Source organism: Microbulbifer sediminum (genome assembly GCF_021729035.1).
Classification (GTDB): Bacteria; Pseudomonadota; Gammaproteobacteria; order Pseudomonadales; family Cellvibrionaceae; genus Microbulbifer; species Microbulbifer sediminum.
This window is the reverse complement of the sequence record NZ_JAJSAP010000002.1, coordinates 238,355-256,495: the sequence shown is the minus strand read 5'-3', so window position 1 is coordinate 256,495 and position 18,141 is coordinate 238,355. Positions and strand designations below refer to the sequence as shown.

General features: G+C 59.7%; 14 protein-coding genes. 3 read left to right on the top strand and 11 right to left on the bottom strand.

Going from position 1 to position 18,141, the window contains the following annotated elements; all coding sequences use genetic code 11:
* The first annotated feature begins 81 nt into the window (after positions 1-81).
* The gene (locus LVD11_RS03870; protein WP_237056385.1) at positions 82-2,364 is read left to right on the top strand and encodes a heavy metal translocating P-type ATPase; all 2,283 of its coding nucleotides are present in this window, start codon (positions 82-84) and stop codon (positions 2,362-2,364) included.
* A gap of 26 nt (positions 2,365-2,390) precedes the next feature.
* On the opposite strand, the gene LVD11_RS03865 is transcribed toward LVD11_RS03870, so the two are convergent.
* From LVD11_RS03865 to atpD, 9 genes are all read right to left on the bottom strand, one after another.
* Complete coding sequence (locus LVD11_RS03865; protein WP_237056383.1) at positions 2,391-5,060, bottom strand: cation-translocating P-type ATPase; 2,670 nt, start codon at positions 5,058-5,060, stop codon at positions 2,391-2,393.
* 142 nt (positions 5,061-5,202) lie between these two features.
* On the bottom strand, positions 5,203-6,090 hold the full coding sequence (locus LVD11_RS03860; protein WP_237056381.1) for a F0F1 ATP synthase subunit gamma: 888 nt from the start codon (positions 6,088-6,090) through the stop codon (positions 5,203-5,205).
* On the bottom strand, positions 6,087-7,562 hold the full coding sequence (locus tag LVD11_RS03855; RefSeq protein WP_237056373.1) for a F0F1 ATP synthase subunit alpha: 1,476 nt from the start codon (positions 7,560-7,562) through the stop codon (positions 6,087-6,089). The genes LVD11_RS03860 and LVD11_RS03855 overlap by 4 nt, the downstream gene beginning before the upstream one ends.
* Positions 7,559-8,308, bottom strand: a complete 750-nt coding sequence (locus LVD11_RS03850) for a F0F1 ATP synthase subunit delta (RefSeq protein ID WP_237056371.1) — start codon at positions 8,306-8,308, stop codon at positions 7,559-7,561. Before LVD11_RS03850 ends, LVD11_RS03855 begins: the two co-directional genes overlap by 4 nt.
* A gap of 13 nt (positions 8,309-8,321) precedes the next feature.
* Positions 8,322-8,597 carry an ATP synthase F0 subunit C gene (gene atpE / locus LVD11_RS03845; RefSeq protein WP_237056368.1) on the bottom strand — a complete coding sequence of 92 codons (276 nt, stop codon included), beginning with the start codon at positions 8,595-8,597 and terminating at the stop codon, positions 8,322-8,324.
* A complete protein-coding gene (locus LVD11_RS03840) occupies positions 8,590-9,288 on the bottom strand; it encodes a F0F1 ATP synthase subunit A (protein WP_237056366.1) in 699 nt (232 codons plus the stop codon). The genes atpE and LVD11_RS03840 overlap by 8 nt, the downstream gene beginning before the upstream one ends.
* A 3-nt stretch (positions 9,289-9,291) precedes the next feature.
* The gene (locus LVD11_RS03835; RefSeq protein WP_237057091.1) at positions 9,292-9,567 is read right to left on the bottom strand and encodes an AtpZ/AtpI family protein; all 276 of its coding nucleotides are present in this window, start codon (positions 9,565-9,567) and stop codon (positions 9,292-9,294) included.
* Positions 9,567-9,983: a F0F1 ATP synthase subunit delta/epsilon gene (locus LVD11_RS03830; RefSeq protein ID WP_237056364.1), complete on the bottom strand. Its 417-nt coding sequence runs from the start codon at positions 9,981-9,983 to the stop codon at positions 9,567-9,569. The genes LVD11_RS03835 and LVD11_RS03830 overlap by 1 nt, the downstream gene beginning before the upstream one ends.
* Positions 9,980-11,386, bottom strand: coding sequence for a F0F1 ATP synthase subunit beta (atpD, locus tag LVD11_RS03825; protein WP_439651264.1), 1,407 nt, complete (start codon positions 11,384-11,386; stop codon positions 9,980-9,982). The genes LVD11_RS03830 and atpD overlap by 4 nt, the downstream gene beginning before the upstream one ends.
* Before the next feature lie 607 nt (positions 11,387-11,993).
* Here atpD and LVD11_RS03820 point away from each other — a divergent pair.
* Both LVD11_RS03820 and LVD11_RS03815 read left to right on the top strand, forming a co-directional pair.
* Positions 11,994-13,832 (top strand): DUF389 domain-containing protein, encoded by a 1,839-nt coding sequence (locus LVD11_RS03820; RefSeq protein WP_237056362.1) that lies wholly within the window; start codon positions 11,994-11,996, stop codon positions 13,830-13,832.
* A gap of 58 nt (positions 13,833-13,890) precedes the next feature.
* Positions 13,891-14,904 carry a zinc-dependent alcohol dehydrogenase family protein gene (locus LVD11_RS03815; protein ID WP_237056360.1) on the top strand — a complete coding sequence of 338 codons (1,014 nt, stop codon included), beginning with the start codon at positions 13,891-13,893 and terminating at the stop codon, positions 14,902-14,904.
* 71 nt (positions 14,905-14,975) lie between these two features.
* On the opposite strand, the gene LVD11_RS03810 is transcribed toward LVD11_RS03815, so the two are convergent.
* Together LVD11_RS03810 and LVD11_RS03805 are read right to left on the bottom strand one after the other, a co-directional pair.
* Positions 14,976-16,409 carry an aldehyde dehydrogenase family protein gene (locus tag LVD11_RS03810; RefSeq protein WP_237056358.1) on the bottom strand — a complete coding sequence of 478 codons (1,434 nt, stop codon included), beginning with the start codon at positions 16,407-16,409 and terminating at the stop codon, positions 14,976-14,978.
* Positions 16,410-16,451: 42 nt separating this feature from the next.
* Positions 16,452-18,092, bottom strand: a complete 1,641-nt coding sequence (locus LVD11_RS03805) for an acetolactate synthase large subunit (protein ID WP_237056356.1) — start codon at positions 18,090-18,092, stop codon at positions 16,452-16,454.
* Between the last annotated feature and the right edge of the window lie 49 nt (positions 18,093-18,141).

Here is an 18,141-nt window from a genome sequence, read left to right as displayed (position 1 = left end):
GGCAATACGGTAATTTGAGCGTGGAATCCAAATTCTGGCATTCCCGGTTTCCAGTCCGTTACCTTCCCGGGTGATTTCGCCATGAGCAGGTTTCACACTGCCCTCGCTGTCCTGATGGCTATACTGCTGGCCGCCGGTGGCGTGGCCCTGCTACTGGGCACTTCCCCCGCACTGCCATGGACCGTGGCGGTGGGGGTAATGCTCGCGGTGGCTACGGTCGAGACCCTGCATGGTTTGCTGCAGCGCAGACCGGGCGTGGACCTCCTGGCCCTGCTGACCATGGCTGCCGCTCTTGTACTCGGGCAGTTCCTTGCCGGTGCGGTGATTGCGTTGATGTTCGCCAGCGGGCGTGCCCTCGAGGAGTTTGCCCGGGGCCGGGCGCACCGTGAACTCAACGTACTGCTCAATCGTAACCCCAGGGTGGCACATCGTATTGAAGAGTCCGGGCTGGAGCAGGTGCCGGCGGATGAGGTCCGCCAGGGGGATCGCCTCCTGGTGAAGCCGGGCGAGGTTGTGCCTGTTGACGGGCTGTTACTGTCAGAATCTGCCTCGGTGGATGAATCAGCACTGACAGGGGAATCCCGACCGCGCCAGATCAGCCGGGGAGACCAGCTGCTGAGCGGAGTTGTCAATGCCAGCAGTCCGCTGGAAATCAGAGCCCTGAAGTCCCAGGCGGAGAGTGCTTATGCGGGGATAGTACGTATGGTGCAGGAGGCTCAGGCGGGCAAAGCGCCTTTTGTCCGCATGGCCAACCGTTACGCACTCTATTTCGTCCCAACGGCAATCGCTGTTGCAGGACTATCCTGGCTTGTTACCGGCGATGTTGTGCGAGCCTTTGCGGTGCTTGTTGTTGCTACTCCCTGCCCGCTGATACTGGCTGCACCGGTAGCCATCATTTCGGCGATATCCCGTGCAGCGCGGCAAGGGATCCTAATCAAGAACGGTACGGCCCTAGAGCAGCTCGCAGGGATAAAAACTGTATTGTTCGACAAGACGGGAACGCTCACCACTGGCCGCTCACAATTGGTTGCGGTGGAAACCCACCCCGGCTTTGCTCCGGATGAGGTATTACGCCTCGCCGCGTCCCTGGACCAGGTTTCCCAGCATGTCACGGCACAGTCACTGGTCATGGAAGCTCGCCAGCGCGGCCTGGAGCTGGTAATCCCGCAGGACGTAATCGAAGAGGCCGGTGCAGGCCTCCGGGGAAAAGTTTCGGGACACAGCGTGACCGTGGGCGGGCTACCGCTGGTTCTGGGCCCTGGGGTAGAAAACCCATGGGCACGAGAGCAACTGCGCCAGATAGCCGGTCGCGGTATATCGGCGGCATTTGTAGGGGTCGATGGGCAGCTCGCCGGCGCGTTGTTACTGGCTGACCAGGTGCGTCTGGAAACACCTCGCGCACTGCGAGAGCTACATCGGGCAGGCATAGACCGCACGGTGATGTTGAGTGGTGACCGTCGCGACGTCTCGGAGACTATCGCAGCCGCTCTCGGCTTCGATTCGGTCCTGGCCGAGTGCTCCCCAGCGGAGAAGCTGAAAATAGTACGTGCCGAATGCGGACAAGCAACTACCGCGATGGTCGGTGATGGCGTCAACGATGCGCCAGCACTGGCAGCGGCGGACGTTGGTATTGCCATGGGTGCGCGCGGTGCGGGTGCCTCGGCCGAAGCCGCCGATGTGGTGTTACTGGTAGACCGGCTCGATCGACTGCCCGAAGGACTCCATATCGCTCAACGTGGCCGACGCATCGGCCTGCAGAGTGTTTCTGTTGGTATGGGTTTATCCGCAATAGCCATGTTGTTCGCTGCTCTGGGGCACCTGTCACCGGTGGCAGGTGCGTTGCTGCAGGAAGGCATTGACGTGGCGGTCATTCTCAACGCGCTTCGAGCGCTTCGCCCCATACCCGGATTCCCGTCATCGGCACAGCTTCCGGTGGAACTGGCAGATCGCCTGCGTCTGGAGCACCGGGAACTGCAGCCAGTGCTGGACCATATCGAGGCCACCGCTAGGGAGCTTGCGCGCATCGATCCCGCGGATATCCGCTCTCAATTGCAGTTACTCTCCGACGAAATTGGCCAGAAACTCCTACCTCATGAGCGTGAAGACGAGGAAGAACTCTATCCGATGCTGGCCAGGTTGGTTCGTGGCTTCGACCCAATGGGTTCCCTCAGCCATACTCACCGGGAAATCTTCCGTCTCGCCCGCAATTTTCGACAGTGCGTTGAATCGCTGGAGGATGATGCCCCGGACGAGGCCCAGCTTCACGCTCTCGGACTGACCCTCTTCAGTTTATTGGCGATCGTCCGACTACACTTCTCTGAAGAGGAAGAGCTTTATTTTACGCTGAGCGAGTCGATTCGTTGATAAGCGCCTCCCGGCGATTGACCATCTTATCCGGAAACTGCTTGATCCCTGCGCCAGGTTTGGACCCGTAGCAGCAGCTCCATGGCCAGTAACTGCAACATCGCCAGCGACAACAGGCCAGTCCAGTGAACCAGGCTTACCGGTGAAACACCCAGCACCCCCTGCATCAACGGTGAATACATCGACAGGATATGCAGTCCCTGTGCTGCCAGCGTACCCAGTAACAACACCGGGTTGGAAAAGAATGGCTGGTGGAAAATCGAGCGGGCTTCCGAGCGACTGTTGAACACCTGTACATTTTCGAACAGCACCATCAGCAACAGAACGCTGTTGCGCGCCTGCTCAACCTGCCAGCCTTCCAGCATGAGCCAGTAAAAGCAACCGAAGGCCACTCCGCCCATTACGAGGCCGGAGGTAATGACACGACCCAGCATCACCCGATCGAACAGCGACTCCCCGGGCGGTCGCGGGGGCCGCCGCATCTCGTCTCCCTCCCCTGGCTCCAATGCCAGGCCCACGCTCTGCACACTGTTGGTGACGAGGTTAAGCCACAACAGCTGTACCGGTGTCAGTGGCAATGGCATCCCGAAAGCGGTACTCAATACAAACAGCACAATTTCAGCCGCGCCGGTGGAGATCAGGAAAAACACCACCTTACGGATATTCCGGTAAGCGATGCGTCCTTCCTCTACGCCGGCCACTACGGAGGCGAAATTGTCGTCAGTGAGCAGGAGGTCGGCGGATTCCTTTGCGACTTCGGTTCCGCGCTGCCCCATTGCCACGCCAACATGGGCACTGTGCAGCGCGGGGGCATCATTCACCCCGTCACCGGTCACTGCGACAAACTCTCCCTGGCGCTGCAGGGATTGGACAATGGTCAGTTTTTGTTCCGGTGACACCCTTGCATAAACACGTGCGCCGGCTGTGACTTCATCGATTGCGGAATTGCCGCGGAACTCAGCTTCCGCCAGTTCCATACCGCTTACGGCAGCATCGCCATCGTCCGCCAGTCCCAGCTCCCGGGCAATACTGAGCGCAGTATGCGGGTGGTCACCGGTAACCATACATACGCGGATACCGGCCTTCCGGCAATCCGCTATCGCCCGCGCGGCCTCTGGACGAGGCGGATCCACCATTCCCACCAGGCCTAGCAGGCAGAGGTTCCGCAGTTGTTCCGGGGCCATGACGTCGCCGCTTTGCCAGTAACCGTCGGCAAGTGCCAATACTCGTGCCCCGCTTCCCGCCAGCCGTTCCATAGCGTCGTGGGCGCGCTCGGCATCCGCGGCTGTATCGCCCTGCGCAGTCGCCATCCGGTCGCACATGGGCAGCAACTTCTCCAGGGCCCCCTTCACGCATATCAGTTGGCCGTTCTCGTGCTCATGCAGGGTCGCCGCATAACCAAGGGCGGGTTCGTAATGTATCTGTGACAGCAGCGGATACTGCTTGAGCAGAACAGCCCGGTCCGCGCCGCATTCATGCGCCATGACCAGCAGCGCCTGATCCACCGCATCGCCGTTAGCCTGCCACTGACCACCTGCGGATTTCTGCACTACAGCCTCATTACACAAGGCGGCGACACGACATAGTCGGGTCATACGCTCGTCGCGGTGCTGTAAGCTATCAACGCGGACGTCGCCCCCATCGATAAAGGCCACCTGGCTAGCGGTCAGCTGGTTTTGGGTCAGCGTGCCGGTTTTGTCCGCGGCGATGACGGTGCAGGAGCCCAGGCTCTCCACTGCCACCAGCTTGCGGACGATGACATGCCGCCTGACCATACGCCGGGTCCCAATGGAAAGCACCACGGTCAGCGCCATCGGTAGCCCTTCCGGAATGGCCGATACTGCGAGCGCCACAGCAGTCATAAAAATCAGCAGCGGCGGTGTGTCGCGTACCAGTTCGATCGACGCCAGTAGTGCCACGCTGAAGAGAAGGACGACCGTAAGCCGTTTGCTGAAACGCTCGATACGCTGGAACAACGGGGGCTTGACCTCCCCTGCCGATTCCAGGCTCAGGCTGAGCTTGCCCATTTCCGTCTGCAGACCCGTGGCGACCACCAGTCCGCGGCCGCGGCCCGAAGCAACCAGGCTGCCTGCAAAACACAGGTTACGCCGCTCAGCTAACGGCGTTCCAGGCTCGCACATGGCGCTGCTGTTCTTTTCAACTGGCAGCGATTCCCCGGTCAGGACCGACTCGTCCACTTCCAGCCCATTTGATTCCACCAGTCGCACATCCGCCGGCACGCGATCTCCGGAGGCCAGCAGGACAATGTCCCCCGGCACCAGCAGTTCGCCATCGAGTTCCATGGCCGCTCCATCCCGAACCACCTGGATCCGGTTGACCATAAGCTTCCGCAACGCCTGGGCGCTACGATGGGCGTGATGCTCCTGCAGGGCTCCGATCAGGGCGTTGAGCAGCAATATCAGTCCGATGAAAGTGGCGTCTGCGAGCTTGCCCACACTGACCGAGACCAGCATCGCCGCCAGCAAAACATAGATCAGCGGGCTGGCAAACTGTCGCAGGAACAATCGTGGGAACCCGGGCAGGCGTGGCAGCGGTAAGGCATTGGGGCCACTGATGGCAAGGCGTCTGTCAGCCTCAACTGAGGGGAGGCCCTCGCCCACGGCGCAGTCAAACTGCTCGGCCACCTCAACGGTGTGCATGGAGTACCACTGGCGGTCAGTTTCGCTGTCAGTCATCTCGACAAGAAAAACCGGGCAAGCTCTGGATTACCCAACATTAGCAGCCCCTCGTGGCAACATTCGTTCAGTATGCAGGCAAAGTCGTGGGATCACAGCCTGGTTCCTTTTCATCCGGGCACAGTTTTGCCAGTGAACAGAATCAGGGAACTTGATCACTGCGTGTCGGTTGCGACGGCAGGCTGGCGCTGTCCGCGTTCAAGAGTATCACCTCGATTTCCTCGGTGATCTCCTCCTGGCGCAGTTGCCGGGTTCTACGCCGAAGTACGTCGAGTCTTTCACTCAGGTATCGCCCGGCTCCTTCGAGGTGCTGCATACGCTGCTGGTTCTCCGCCATCAGGGATAGGTAGACAATTTCGTGCAGAGCCTCGAACAGATACTGCTCCTCCAGTTCATGCATAAGAACTGCCGGGGGAATGTTGAGGTAAGGTGGGTGAACAAATCCTCTAGCGCCATTACGCAGGGACTCAAACGGTGGCAGCAGTTCCCTCTCCACCACCGTCCTGTGTTCCGGGTCGTGGTAGAACACTGTCAATGTGGTCACGGTCTCGGCCTGCAGGTCAGCAAGCTTTTCCACCAGCTGGCGCAGGGGGCCTTCAACTTCATCCATCAGGCCGGCGCCGTCCAGGGCGGCCAGTAGCTGTGGGTGTCCTTCCAGTTTGCTGCACAATCGCCGCCCCAGGCCAATAATGCCGCCACTTGCCCTGCCTTCATCCCTGGCCCCTTTCTCCAGGGATTGTTCCAGGTGTGCAATGAGGTTCTCGTTGAAGTTGCCACAAAAACCCCGTTCTGAACCCACCAGGAGGTATACGCGGCGGAACTCCAGTGGCGGTGGCGGGAGTGACTCCGGGAAAAAAGTGACCAGATCCACCGCGGCCCCACGCATGGCCTCAACCGTGCGCCGTTGGTTAAGGAGTGTCTTTTCCAGCCGGTGCACTTCCATAAACGCCATCGCCTTCATTGCACTGACAATTTCCCGGGTCTCCCCCAGTTGTCGCTGATGGCGCTGCAGTTCCCGCTGGCGGCTCATTCTGTTTTTTCCTCCATACTGACAAATACTTCCCTGGCCAGGGTCTCCCATTCCCTGCGAGGATCATCCAGTTGTGGTACGCCACGCTGAAGCCTCTTTTCCAGTCTGGCGAGTAGCCCCTGTACACGGGATGGGTCCAGGCTGTCGAGGAGACCGTCGTTGAAGGCGACCATCCACGCCAGCTGGTACTCGATGGGTAGTGGAGCAAGGCGCTCTTGCTTGAGGACTTCCCTCAATATCCTTCCCCGCTGAATGGCTCTTGCCATGCCCGTCTCGAGCCGGGCACCGAAACGGGTAAACATTTCCAGCTCCAGGAACTGCAGGTAGTCGAGCTTCATACGTCCGCTCTCGCGCTTGATTGCCGGGTGCTGGGCCCGGCCGCCGATGCGGGATACTGACATCGCGATGTCGATCGCCGGGCGAAAGCCCGCACTAAAGAGTTCGCGGTTCAGGTACACCTGTCCGTCGGTGATGGAGATCAGGTTGGTGGGGATATAGGCCGCTATCTCACCCTGCTTGGTTTCCACTATGGGAAGTGCTGTCATGCTGCCACCTCCCTCCGCGGCGCTGAGACAGGTAGCCCGCTCCAGCAGGCGTGCATGTACGGAAAAAATGTCGCCGGGATACGCCTCTCGCCCCGGTGGGCGCCGCAGCAGCAGTGACAATTCGCGGTAGGTCTTGGCGTGGGTGGAAAGGTCGTCATAAACGACCAGTGTGTGCCGTCCCCGCCGCATCCAGTACTCGGCAAGGCTGCAGCCCGCGAAGGGCGCCAGGTGTTGGAGTCCGGGCAGTGCGCTGGCCTCGGCCACCACGACAGTGGTGTACTCCATGGCGCCGTATTCCCGTAACAGGCGGATGGTATTGACCACAGCGGAGCGTTTCTGCCCGATCAGAACGTAAACACATACAACACTGGAGTTGCGCTGGCTGATCACCGTGTCCAGCGCAAGGGCACTGCGTCCAAGCCCCTCGTCGCCAATAAGCAATTGTCGCTGGCCGCAACCGATGGGTATCAATGTGTCGAGGATCTTGTTACCTGTATACAGGGGCCGGTGTACAAAATCCCGTTGGGTAATTGGTGGTGAGGCCGTTTCCATGGGCATCCAGCCCGGACAGTCCGGTTCAGTGGCGCCATCCAGCGGGTTGCCAAGGGGATCGAGAACCCGCCCCAACAGTGCATCTCCTACAGCTATCCCCAGCGGCCTGGGGTACAGTCGCGCGGATGTGCCGGCGGTAAGCTGTCCGGTCCAGGTAAGCAGTATTGTGCCCAACAGGCTGCCGGCCAGATCGAAGACCAGTCCGCGGCTCCCGTCGGCAAATTCAAGCAGGTCGTCCATGGCTGCAGTGGGCAATCCCGCAACCCAGGCAATACCATCACCCACCGAGACGACCCACCCCCGTTCCTGGATTCGCAGGCACGGCCGGTAATCCTCGAGCCAGCGTTGTCGACGCAGCAGTGCTTCGGTGCTCACTGGGCCGCCTGCGCCAACTTCACAAAGGCGTGTAGTTCATCACGTACACTTGCACCCAACTGCCAGGGACCGACCGTGATACGGAGGCCCGAGAGCAGTTTCGGGTCCTCGATATAATGGTACGGATAATCCTGCTGCAGCACATCACGTAATGCTTCCTCCAGATCCTGGCGCTGAGGCCCCTCCAGGGGGAACGCACTGACAATTTCCACTACTGCAGCGGTTTCCTGCATCTGCTCCCGCAATGGCCGTCGCTGGGCCTCGGTCAACTCCTCAAGGGATCCCAGTAACAGGTCCAGCAGGCGCTGTTGCAGTTCCGGGCCCGCGCCCTGCTGCAGTAATTTTGCCGCGAACTGGCTGCCCTGCTCCATGGCCTGCTGCTCCATCTGTCGTCTCAGTTCGTGCTGCTGGCGCTGTTGGACAATTTCGGCCTGCTCGCGCTGCTTTTGCAGTGAGTCCTCCAGCTCCTTTTGTAGTTTTTGCCGCTCGGCGTGTATGTCCCTCTGCAATTTATCCCTTGCCTGCCGGGCTTCCTCTTTCCAGTTCTCCAGGCGTTGCTCGTACTGCTGCTTTAAGTCCCGTGCCTCAGCCTGGGCTTTCCCTGCCTCTGCTAACCGGGACTCGATCCCTTTCTGGCGACGCGAGATGACTGCCTGGAGCGGTTTGTAAAAAAAGCGCTTGAGCAGCCATACCAGTACAAGGAAATTGACGATCTCCAGCAGGAAGGTCGACCAGCTGAGCTCCACTTGTGGTCTCCTGTTATGGGGCTGATTCCAGCAAATATTCGAGCAGCGGGTTCCGGAACAGGATGATCAATGCGATCACAAGCACATAGATGGCAAGGGACTCAATCATGGCAAGACCAATAAATAGTGTGCGCATTATCGAGCGCTCGGCCTCAGGCTGGCGCGCCAGTGCTTCCAGTGCGCTGCTGATGGCGCGGCCCATCGCCAAGGCCGGTAGCAGCACACCAATGGCAATGCCCAGCATGGCTGCAATGGTTGAAAGCAGCGCAAACCAGGATACGTCACTCATCGCGCTCTCCTTGCGGCGTGTGCCGTTGTTGTTGCGACTGGAGCCCACCGGCGATATAGATAAGCGCCAACATGCCGAAAATGTAGGCCTGCACCAGGGCTTCGATAATATGCAGCATCAGTATAGGAACAGGAGCGAGGAATCCCGCTACCAAAAGGATTAACAGTGCCGCCATCTCCAGGCTCATGATGTTCCCGAAGAGGCGCACGGCCAGTGCCACGGTCCTGGTGACTTCGCTGATCAAGTGGAAAGGCAATAGCAGCGGGCTGGGTGTCAGGTAATGCCGCAGGTAGGGTTTCAGGCCCTGGCTGCGGATGCCGAACCAGTGCACTGACAGGAACACAAGTATCGCCAGTGCTGCAGTGGCGGAAAGGTCCCTGGTCGGGGAGTGGACGCCGGGAAGGAGGCCACTGAGGTTCGCCACTACCAGGAAGATCCACAGGGTGCCGATAAACGGCAGCAACAACCTGGCGTGATCCGGCGCAACTGCACGGATCGCCTCTTCCACTGCGCCCAGGACGCCCTCGGCGGCGGTCTGCACAGGCCCGGGTGTCAGCCGCAGGCGCCGGCACAGCAATGATGAGGCCAGCCAGAGCCCGAGGATAATCCCCCAACTGGTGACGATGGTACTGGTGACATGTACTGGTCCCAGGCTGAAAAGCACCGCAGGTGAGAGTTCACTGTGCTCCATGCACTATTCCCTGATCAGCAGATAGACATTAACAGCGCCCACCACCAAACCGACCAAAATAAGGCTGATGGTCCAGCGAGTGGAGTACCCCGAGGCAAGTCCATCAAGCCAGTGGCCCAGGTAGGCGCCGCCGATCACGGGCAGCACAAAAACCAGTCCAAGGGTGCCAATGTAGATCGTCTGTGCGATTAGTGTAGGCCGCTCCCGCTCGGCCTTTTTCATACGCCGGGCCTGTCGCTCAATTTGCTCCCTCAGGGCCTTGTCACGGTTTTCCTCCATCACATCTGTTCCTGCAGGCCATCCCTGCGTCCCGCTTCCCATAGCCGGCGTAGCAGGGCTTCTTCCAGTCGTCTGAGGCTTTCTTTCATTTCACGTTGCTGCTCCTCTTCGGCCAGAAGTTTCCGCTGCAGTAATTCAGAGATACGCCCGTAGTCGTTGTCTACCAGAAAGTGTCGGGTGCAGATCTGCAGACGACTATCGAGAAAGTAGAGCACTCCCCCGGGCACGGCCAGGTACTGCCAGCCTTCCCCGTCGCAGCGGAAACGGGCCAGGCCGAACACCAGCGACGTGATGCAGCGCCCGTGACCGGCGAGAATACCGAAGCTGCCAGAATCATCCTCCCCGACAAATGAGATGACGTTGTCCACATGCCTTTCTTCGGCGGCGGAAAGCAACTCCAGTCTGAAATACGTCATTTCGTGGCTCTCCGCATGCTCCCGCGCATATAGCATTTTTCCTCTGGCAGCTCGTCATAGTCACCACGCAGGAATGCTTCACAGTCGTCCAGGCTCTCCTGCAGGGAGACCGAGGTCCCTGGAATACCTGTGTGGGACGAGAGCACATTAAACGGCTGTGTCAGGTAGCGCTGGAGCTTCCGTGCGCGCGAAACAATTGTCCGGTCCTGACGCGACAGCTCCTCGATACCGAGCATGGCGATGATATCCTCCAGCTCCCGGTACCTCGCCAGGTGTTCCCTTACCCCTTCCGCCACGGCGTAGTGGCGATCGCCGAGGGTTTGCCGGTCCATGGCACGACTGGCGGATTGCAGGGGTTCTACCGCCGGATAGATGCCCTTCCCCGCCTGGGCCCGGGACAACACGACCGAGGAATCAAGGTGGCTGAGGATGGCATCCACCGCCGGGTCTGTCATATCGTCCGCAGGGACATACACCGCCTCCACCGCAGTAACGGCCCCCAACCTGGTGGAGAGGATTCGCTCCTGTAGCTCCGCCACTTCACTGATGAGGGTCGGCTGGTACCCCACAGTGGCTGGCATACGCCCGAGCAGGCTCGAAATCTCACTACCCGCCTGGACAAAACGGAAAATATTGTCCATTACAAACAGGACCTCTTTACGCATTGCGTCACGCAAGTATTCCGCATAGGTAAGTGCGGACAAGCCAATACGGAAGCGTACGCCCGGCGACTCATCCATCTGCCCGAAGCACATCAGCGTCTGCTTCATCACCCCGGCCTCACGCATTTCGTGCCAGAGCTCATGTCCCTCGCGAATTCGCTCTCCTACACCGGCAAAAACAGAGACGCCCCTGTGAAGGGCAGCCATGGCATGCATGAATTCCATTACCAGCACGGTCTTGCCCACGCCCGCACCGCCAAACAGGCCTGTCTTGCCACCCCGCAGGAAGGGGCACAGCAGATCAATGACTTTTATCCCTGTCTGCAGAATATCCCCGGTGCCCAGGGCGTCCCAGAGCGCGGGGGGTGGCGCATGGATATTGCGGAACTCCGCTGTTTTCAGGGGGGCGCCACCATCCAGGGGCTCGCCGAAAATGTTCAGGAGCCTGCCGAGGCACTCAGTCGCTACAGGAATATGCAGAGGCGCCCCGGTATCGTAAACCGGCATCCCCCGGCACAGCCCGGTGGTCCGGTGCAGGGTGATGGCGCGAGCGTGACCTTGGTCCAGGTGCTGGTGCACCTCAAATAGATAGGATTCGCTGTTGATCGCGGCCATCAATGCCTGACGTAAGGGAGGTAATCGATCGCAACGGATTACCACCACCGGGCCGTGTACCTCGGTGATGACCCCGATTGAGGCTGCCGGGGTGACGCTGGGCTCAACAGGGCTGATCTTCTCCACAATTTCCCTACTCGCCAAATGTGTTCCCCATAGGATAGAAACACCAGGCTCGCTCCGGCCACTTATCGATAGAGAAGCCAAACCTTTACATCACCGGGCGCTTATCTGCCCAGGAATCTCACCCAGCAACCACAACGATTCAGCATGGTTACACATCCCGGCATGCTGGTAGCCGAATCCGCAGATTTCCGGCTCTTCAATTGATAATTCTGTCAAGCTTTGCCGGAGCTATCCGAAGGGGGCGTTACGATGAAAACCGTTGCTCCAGGTGCGAAGATAGTTGTCATCTTTTTGGCTCTATTGGCCGTCAGTCTCGCGCCAAAGCGGAAACAGACCGTGGATACCTTTATCAGGGCGTTTATCGAGGATTTTTCTGACGGCAACAACCACCTCGTCACTCTTTACTCTAAGCGGCGCAACGGAGTTATTAGCTAACCTGCCAGGCGATTCCGGTGCAGTCTGGTACAGCTGCTGCCCTTTCATGTGGCACTTTCACGCTTACCGACCAAAGCTGTAAACGGTTCCTCGGCAGGAGCTATATTGAAGCAGCTCCGCCTGTTTGTTTACCAGTAACTCGCCGACGCCAAATGTATTTGAGGTCGACTTAATGGCCATCCTGGCCCTGATCAGAAACCCCCGTGAGATCGGCCAGGTGCTCTGCCTGTCTGCGGAGATCGCACAGGCTCGTGGTACCTCTGTCTGTGCTCTCTGCTGGCAACATGCCCAGCCCCCGCTGCCAGGGGCCGGATATGGCGACAACAGCCTGGGTAAGGCAGTCAGGGCCTACCTGCAGGAGCACCAGGAGGTTCCCGCACTCGCGCGACTGGTGAAGCAGGGCAAGGGCGAGGTACGCGAGCTTTCTTCCCCCGATGCAACTGAGAGTGCCCTGGACCTGGCGAGGCAGGAAGAGGTTCAGCTGGTTGTTGCTGTCGGCGATGACCAGGCTGCCGGGAAAGGCGCGAGTTACTCCACCAATAACCTACTGAAGAAGGCTCCCTGCAGCACCCTGATCCTGTTTGGAGGCCCCGGGCGCGCCGGCCATGCCAGGAACATATTCGTATTCGCAGGGGAGAACCCCCACGACGGCGCATGCCTTTTTCTGGCACAGCAGCTGGCAGAAGCCAACAATGGGAAGATCACTCTCGCGCGTACAGAAGCCGAGTACGAGGACGTCAATGTTGAGGTTGGCCGGCAGGACCTCAACCAGCTGATACGGGATACAGGCCTTGAGGACAGTGAACGTATTGAATGCCAGATCCTGCGTGAGAAGGACCGGGCTGGCAACGCCCGAAAAATGAATGCGCACGACCTGGTGCTGGTGGGAGCCAACTCCCCGGTTGTCAGCACCATCGTCAAATCCACCGAGCACCCCGCCATTGCGGTAATCAAGCGCGCACCGGCCCTGAAACCCTGGCGGCCCGGGACCATTGGCGAGGAGTGGAATCCCTTCCTCAGCCCCGCGGACTACGTCGACCTGCTTGGCGGGTTGCGCCGCGGGTCCCTGCTCAGCCTGGATTTCCTGATCATGCTGGGCCTGGCAGCAGTCGTCGCATCCATGGGGCTACTGCAGGATTCTCCGGCGGTGGTAATCGGCTCAATGCTACTGGCGCCATTGATGACGCCGATGCTGGGATGCGCCATGGCGCTGGCCCAGGCCAACCCGAAACTGGGAAACACCTCACTCGCCACTATCGGTTCAGGTACCCTCCTGACCGTGATTACCAGTTTCGCGATTGGTTTCCTGACGCCGGGCGTGGAACTGACCCCCGAGATCTATGCCCGCGGTGCCCCGAATGTACTCGACCTGGTGATTGCTGCTGCTTCCGGCGCGGCTGCTGCCTATGCACTTGCCCGCCCAAACCTGGTCGGCTCTATTGCAGGCGTGGCAATCGCTACCGCCCTGGTGCCGCCGCTGTGTTCGATTGGCATTTCTGTCGCTTATTTCCAGGTTGGCAATGCCGGTGGTGCCGCCCTGTTATTCCTCACCAACTTTATTGCCATTGTGCTTTTCGCTGCATTGACCTTTCGGTGGATGGGTGTCCGCACCTCACGACGGACCCGCTTCCGACAGCGTCGATGGGTGGCTGCTACTGTCGCGGTGATGGCGCTGGTTGCCATTGTGTTGCTCGGCCCCTTGAAAGTCTCTTTGGTCAAGGACCTGCTCCAGGGCAAGCCCAAACCCAATCTGTATCCCCTGTCCCGAACAGTGATCGAACCCCTGAAAGACTACGTAGAGGATAATCCCGATATTGAGATTCTGACAGCGGGCCGGCCTGCTTCACGCCACCACAGGTCGGACGTAGTGCTGGTGATCGGTGCACCGTTTGAACTTGACAGGAAATACGCCCAGGATCTTATTGAAATCGTAAGGCGGGAAATGCGCGACCCGGATCTCAAGGTGGAAGTGCACTGCCTGCGGGAGCTATGGCAGGAAAGCAGCGACTGAACTGTCATGCATCCAGCGCCGCCGGGTTCGGAACCGGCACCAGAAAAAGGAGTAATCGATGGAAGCTTTTGTCGTCAGGTCACCCGGGGGGCTCGACCGGTTGGAGATTGCGGAGAAACCGGATCCAGGCGAGCCAGGTCCGGGAGAGATCAGGGTCGCGTTGCATGCCACGTCCCTCAATTTTCACGACTACCTGGTTGCTGCCGGGCACATTTCCAGCGAGGACGGCCGGGTATTGATGTCCGATGGTGCCGGGGTCGTCGAGGCCGTGGGTGCAGGGGTTACGGAGTTCAACACCGGTGATAATGTGGTCTCCTGTTTTTTCCCGCAGTGGTCTGATGGGCTGCCAGGCCCGGGAGTAGGCAGTTTCAGCGACACTCCCGGGGATGGCATCGATGGTTTTGCCGTGAAGCATGCGGTGTGCCCCTGCAGTGCCTTCACCCATGCGCCCCGAGGCTGGAGTCACGCAGAGAGCGCAACGATCACCACTGCCGGCCTCACGGCATGGCGTGCCCTGGTCGTTGACGGTAGCCTCAAGGCCGGTGATACGGTGCTGACGCTGGGCACCGGCGGCGTGTCCATTGCTGCCGTGCAGCTCGCCAGGGCAATGGGTGCCCGGGTCATTGCGACATCTTCTTCTGACGAGAAATTGAAACGCGTTAGTGAACTGGGTGCGGATCACACCATCAACTACAAGCGCGAGGGAAACTGGGGCAAGAAAGCCCTCGAGCTGACTGATGGCCGTGGCGTCGACCATGTGGTTGAGGTCGGCGGACCCGGCACCCTGGCCCAATCGATCGAGGCTGTGCGTGTCGGTGGCCATATTGCCCTGATCGGCGTTTTGACCGGCCGGAGCGGTGAAATACCGACAGCAGTGCTGATGGCGAAGCACGCCCGCTTGCAGGGACTGATTGTGGGCAGTCGCCGTCAGCAACAGGAATATGTGGCTGCTCTCGAGCAGACGGGCATTCGACCGGTGGTGGACCGTACTTTTGGCTTGGAAGAGCTGGGTAATGCCTTCCGTTACCAGGAGAGTGGCCGTCATTTCGGCAAGATCTGTGTCCAGTGGTGACAACCGGGAAACCAGGTATTAGGCCGGTACATGGCGGCCGGCGATGACTAATGCCCCCACCCGTGCCCGGATCAGCCTGGCGGGGTACGGATTGCCAGCAGGCGCTCCTCTGTCATGTCGGCAATTGCCCAGCGAATGCCCTCCCGACCCAGCCCGGAGTCCTTGACTCCGCCGTAGGGCATATTGTCCACCCGCCAGCTGGGGACATCACCAATGATGACGCCGCCCACCTCGAGTTCATCCCAGGCTTTCTGGGCTTTGTAGATATCACGGGTGAATATACCGGCCTGCAATCCGAACTTGCTGTCGTTGACCCGGTCGAGCACTTCTCCAAAGTCATCAAAGGACTCTAGCACTGCCACGGGGCCAAACGCCTCCTCCTCCACCACGGCGCAGCCCCGGGGAACATTCTCCAGCAGGGTCGGGTCCAGCATGGCGCCGTCCCTGTCGCCACCACATAACAGTGTGCCCCCCTGCTCTACCCCTTGACGGATCCAGTCATGCAGGCGGGTGGCCTCGCCTTCCGAGATCATCGGGCCGATAAATGTATCCTCCATCCTCGGATCGCCCTTTACCAGCGTTTGAGTGCGTTCCACCAGGCGGTCCCTGAGGTCGCCATAGATACTGGTATGGCCATAAATCCTCTGCACCCCGATACAGCTCTGTCCGGACTGGTAGAAGGCACCGAAGATCAGGCGCTCTACCGCATCATCCAGGTCCGCATCCCCGTCCACGACGCAGGCGGCATTCCCGCCCAGTTCCAGCACCACTTTCTTGCGCCCCGCGCGGGCCTTGAGATCCCAGCCAACCTCCGGCGAACCGGTAAAACTGAGCAGCTTGAAGCGATCGTCCACGGTAAACAGGTCGGCACCCTCCCGGTGACAGGGCAGCACAGAGAATGCACCTTTAGGCAGGTCGGTCTCTGCCAGCACCTCAGCGATGATCAGGGCACCCACCGGCGTACGGCTTGCCGGCTTCAGTACGAACGGACAGCCCGCCGCGATTGCCGGGGCAACCTTGTGGGCTGCCAGGTTCAGCGGGAAATTAAAAGGAGAGATAAATGAACAGGCACCCACCGGCACGCGCTTGACGAAGCCCCGATAGCCTCGCGCTCGGGGAGAGATTTCCAGGTTGATCACTTCCCCGTCGATGCGGACCGCTTCCTCGGCAGCCACCCGAAATGTATCGATCAACCGGGTGACCTCGCCGCGGGCATCCCGGATCGGTTTGCCGGCCTCGATGCACAGGGCCTCGGACAGCTCGTCGAAACGATCACGAAAACGGCCGACGCAGTGGTTGAGTACGTCCTGTCGTTCGTAGGGCGCCAATGTCGCCATGGGCTTCTCAGCCTTTACTGCCCAGTCGATGGCCTGGTCGATGGCGGCGGTATCCGCCATAGCGACCCGGGTTGCGACACTGCCAGAATACTTGTCCGGGACCTCCAGGTCGGTGTTGGCAAACACTGCGTCATTCGCCAGGTAGTAGGGGTAAGCATCCCGGAGCATGTGCGTCTCCTCTTTCCGGCTGTCGGCCAGCTGCGCTGACCGCTAAAGTTTCTCGGATAACTCGCGAATTTCCCGGTTCAGGATGTGGTCGTTATCGGAGTAATTGACTGGAACATCGATAAGGTGCACCCCGCCCGCCTTGCAACACTTCTCGATTGTGGGCTTCAACTCGGCGGTGGCGGCAATTCGGTGACCGTGTGCCCCGTACGCTTCCGCGTAGGCGACGAAATCCGGATTGCCGAAGTCCAGGCCGAAATCGTGGAAATCCATCTGCTTCTGCTTCCACTTGATCATGCCGTAGCCGTCGTCCCGCAAGAGCAGGATGATCAGGTCCTGCTTTAGGCGCACGGCGGTTTCCAGTTCCTGGGAGTTCATCATAAAGCCGCCGTCGCCACAGATCGCCATTACCTTGCGCTCCGGGAAAACCAGCTTGGCAGCCATGGCCGACGGCAGGCCGGCACCCATAGTAGCGAGGGCATTGTCCAGCAGGACCGAGTTCGGTGAATGTGCCGGGTAATTCCGCGCAAACCAGATTTTGTACATGCCATTGTCGAGGGCGAGAATGCCATCTTCCGGCATAACATCACGGACTTCCTTGACCAGGCGCTGGGGCCGAATTGGAAAGCTGTCATCCCCGCAACCATCGTGAATATGCTTCTGCAGGGCATCGCGGATACGGTGTGCGCTGGCAAAGCTCCAGTGCTCCTGGGGTTCGAGGCGTTCCTTGAGCTGCCACAGGCTGTTGGCGATATCCCCCACCACTTCAATTTGTGGGAAATAGACCGGATCCACCTGGGCGGAATTGAAATTGATATGAACCACCTCGGCACCGCCGGGGCGCATAAAGAAAGGTGGTTTTTCCACCACATCGTGGCCCACATTGATAATCAGGTCCGCCTCGTCGATGGCGCGATGGACAAAATCATGGTCTGACAGTGCGGTGTTGCCGATGAAGTGGGGACCCGACTCGTCGATAACCCCTTTGCCCATCTGGGTGGTCACTGCAGGTATGCCCAGTTTTTCCACGAACTCCCGCAGCATCTTCGCGGTAAGCTTCCGGTTGCCACCGGCCCCGATCAGCAGCAGGGGTTTCCGTGCGGCAGTAATGGCCTCGGCCGCCTGGCGAATAGCCTTCTCTTCCGCGATCGGGCGGCGGGTGTAGCTCGGCTCAAGCACTGGCATGGTCGAGTGCTCCTGGGCGATATCCTCGGGCAATTCCAGGTGGGTAGCGCCGGGACGCTCTTCTTGCGCCTGGCGGAACGCCTCACGCACATGGGCGGGCACGTTGTCGCCGCTGACGATGGTCTTGGTGAACTTGGTCAGTGGCTGCATCATGTCCACGATATCAATAATCTGGAACTGGCCCTGCTTGGAACTCTTGATCGGCTTCTGCCCGGTCACCATCACCATCGGCATGGCGCCGAGCTGGGCATAGGCCGCGGCGGTCACCAGGTTCGTCGCCCCGGGCCCAAGGGTGGAAAGACAGACACCGGAATTACCGGTCAGGCGACCGTAGGTGGCAGCCATAAAACCCGCTGCCTGTTCATGCCGGGTGACGATCAGGTTGATTTTGGAACCGCGGAGGGATTCCAGCAGGTCAAGGTTCTCTTCCCCTGGGATTGCGAAAACATGCTCGACGCCTTCTGCTTCCAGCGCCCGAACAAACAGATCCGATGCCTTCATCTACGGTTCCCCTTGTTTTTTGCTCGTATCACGGGAAAACAGCATACCA

Excerpts from the sequence above, each read along its gene's own strand:
- LVD11_RS03870 (WP_237056385.1), top strand. The coding sequence starts at position 82 with ATGAGCAGGTTTCACACTGCCCTCGCTGTCCTGATGGCTATACTGCTG.
- LVD11_RS03865 (WP_237056383.1), bottom strand. The coding sequence starts at position 5,060 with ATGACTGACAGCGAAACTGACCGCCAGTGGTACTCCATGCACACCGTT.
- LVD11_RS03860 (WP_237056381.1), bottom strand. The coding sequence starts at position 6,090 with ATGAGCCGCCAGCGGGAACTGCAGCGCCATCAGCGACAACTGGGGGAG.
- atpE (WP_237056368.1), bottom strand. The coding sequence starts at position 8,597 with ATGAGTGACGTATCCTGGTTTGCGCTGCTTTCAACCATTGCAGCCATG.
- LVD11_RS03840 (WP_237056366.1), bottom strand. The coding sequence starts at position 9,288 with ATGGAGCACAGTGAACTCTCACCTGCGGTGCTTTTCAGCCTGGGACCA.
- LVD11_RS03835 (WP_237057091.1), bottom strand. The coding sequence starts at position 9,567 with ATGGAGGAAAACCGTGACAAGGCCCTGAGGGAGCAAATTGAGCGACAG.
- LVD11_RS03830 (WP_237056364.1), bottom strand. The coding sequence starts at position 9,983 with ATGACGTATTTCAGACTGGAGTTGCTTTCCGCCGCCGAAGAAAGGCAT.
- LVD11_RS03820 (WP_237056362.1), top strand. The coding sequence starts at position 11,994 with ATGGCCATCCTGGCCCTGATCAGAAACCCCCGTGAGATCGGCCAGGTG.
- LVD11_RS03815 (WP_237056360.1), top strand. The coding sequence starts at position 13,891 with ATGGAAGCTTTTGTCGTCAGGTCACCCGGGGGGCTCGACCGGTTGGAG.
- LVD11_RS03810 (WP_237056358.1), bottom strand. The coding sequence starts at position 16,409 with ATGCTCCGGGATGCTTACCCCTACTACCTGGCGAATGACGCAGTGTTT.
- LVD11_RS03805 (WP_237056356.1), bottom strand. The coding sequence starts at position 18,092 with ATGAAGGCATCGGATCTGTTTGTTCGGGCGCTGGAAGCAGAAGGCGTC.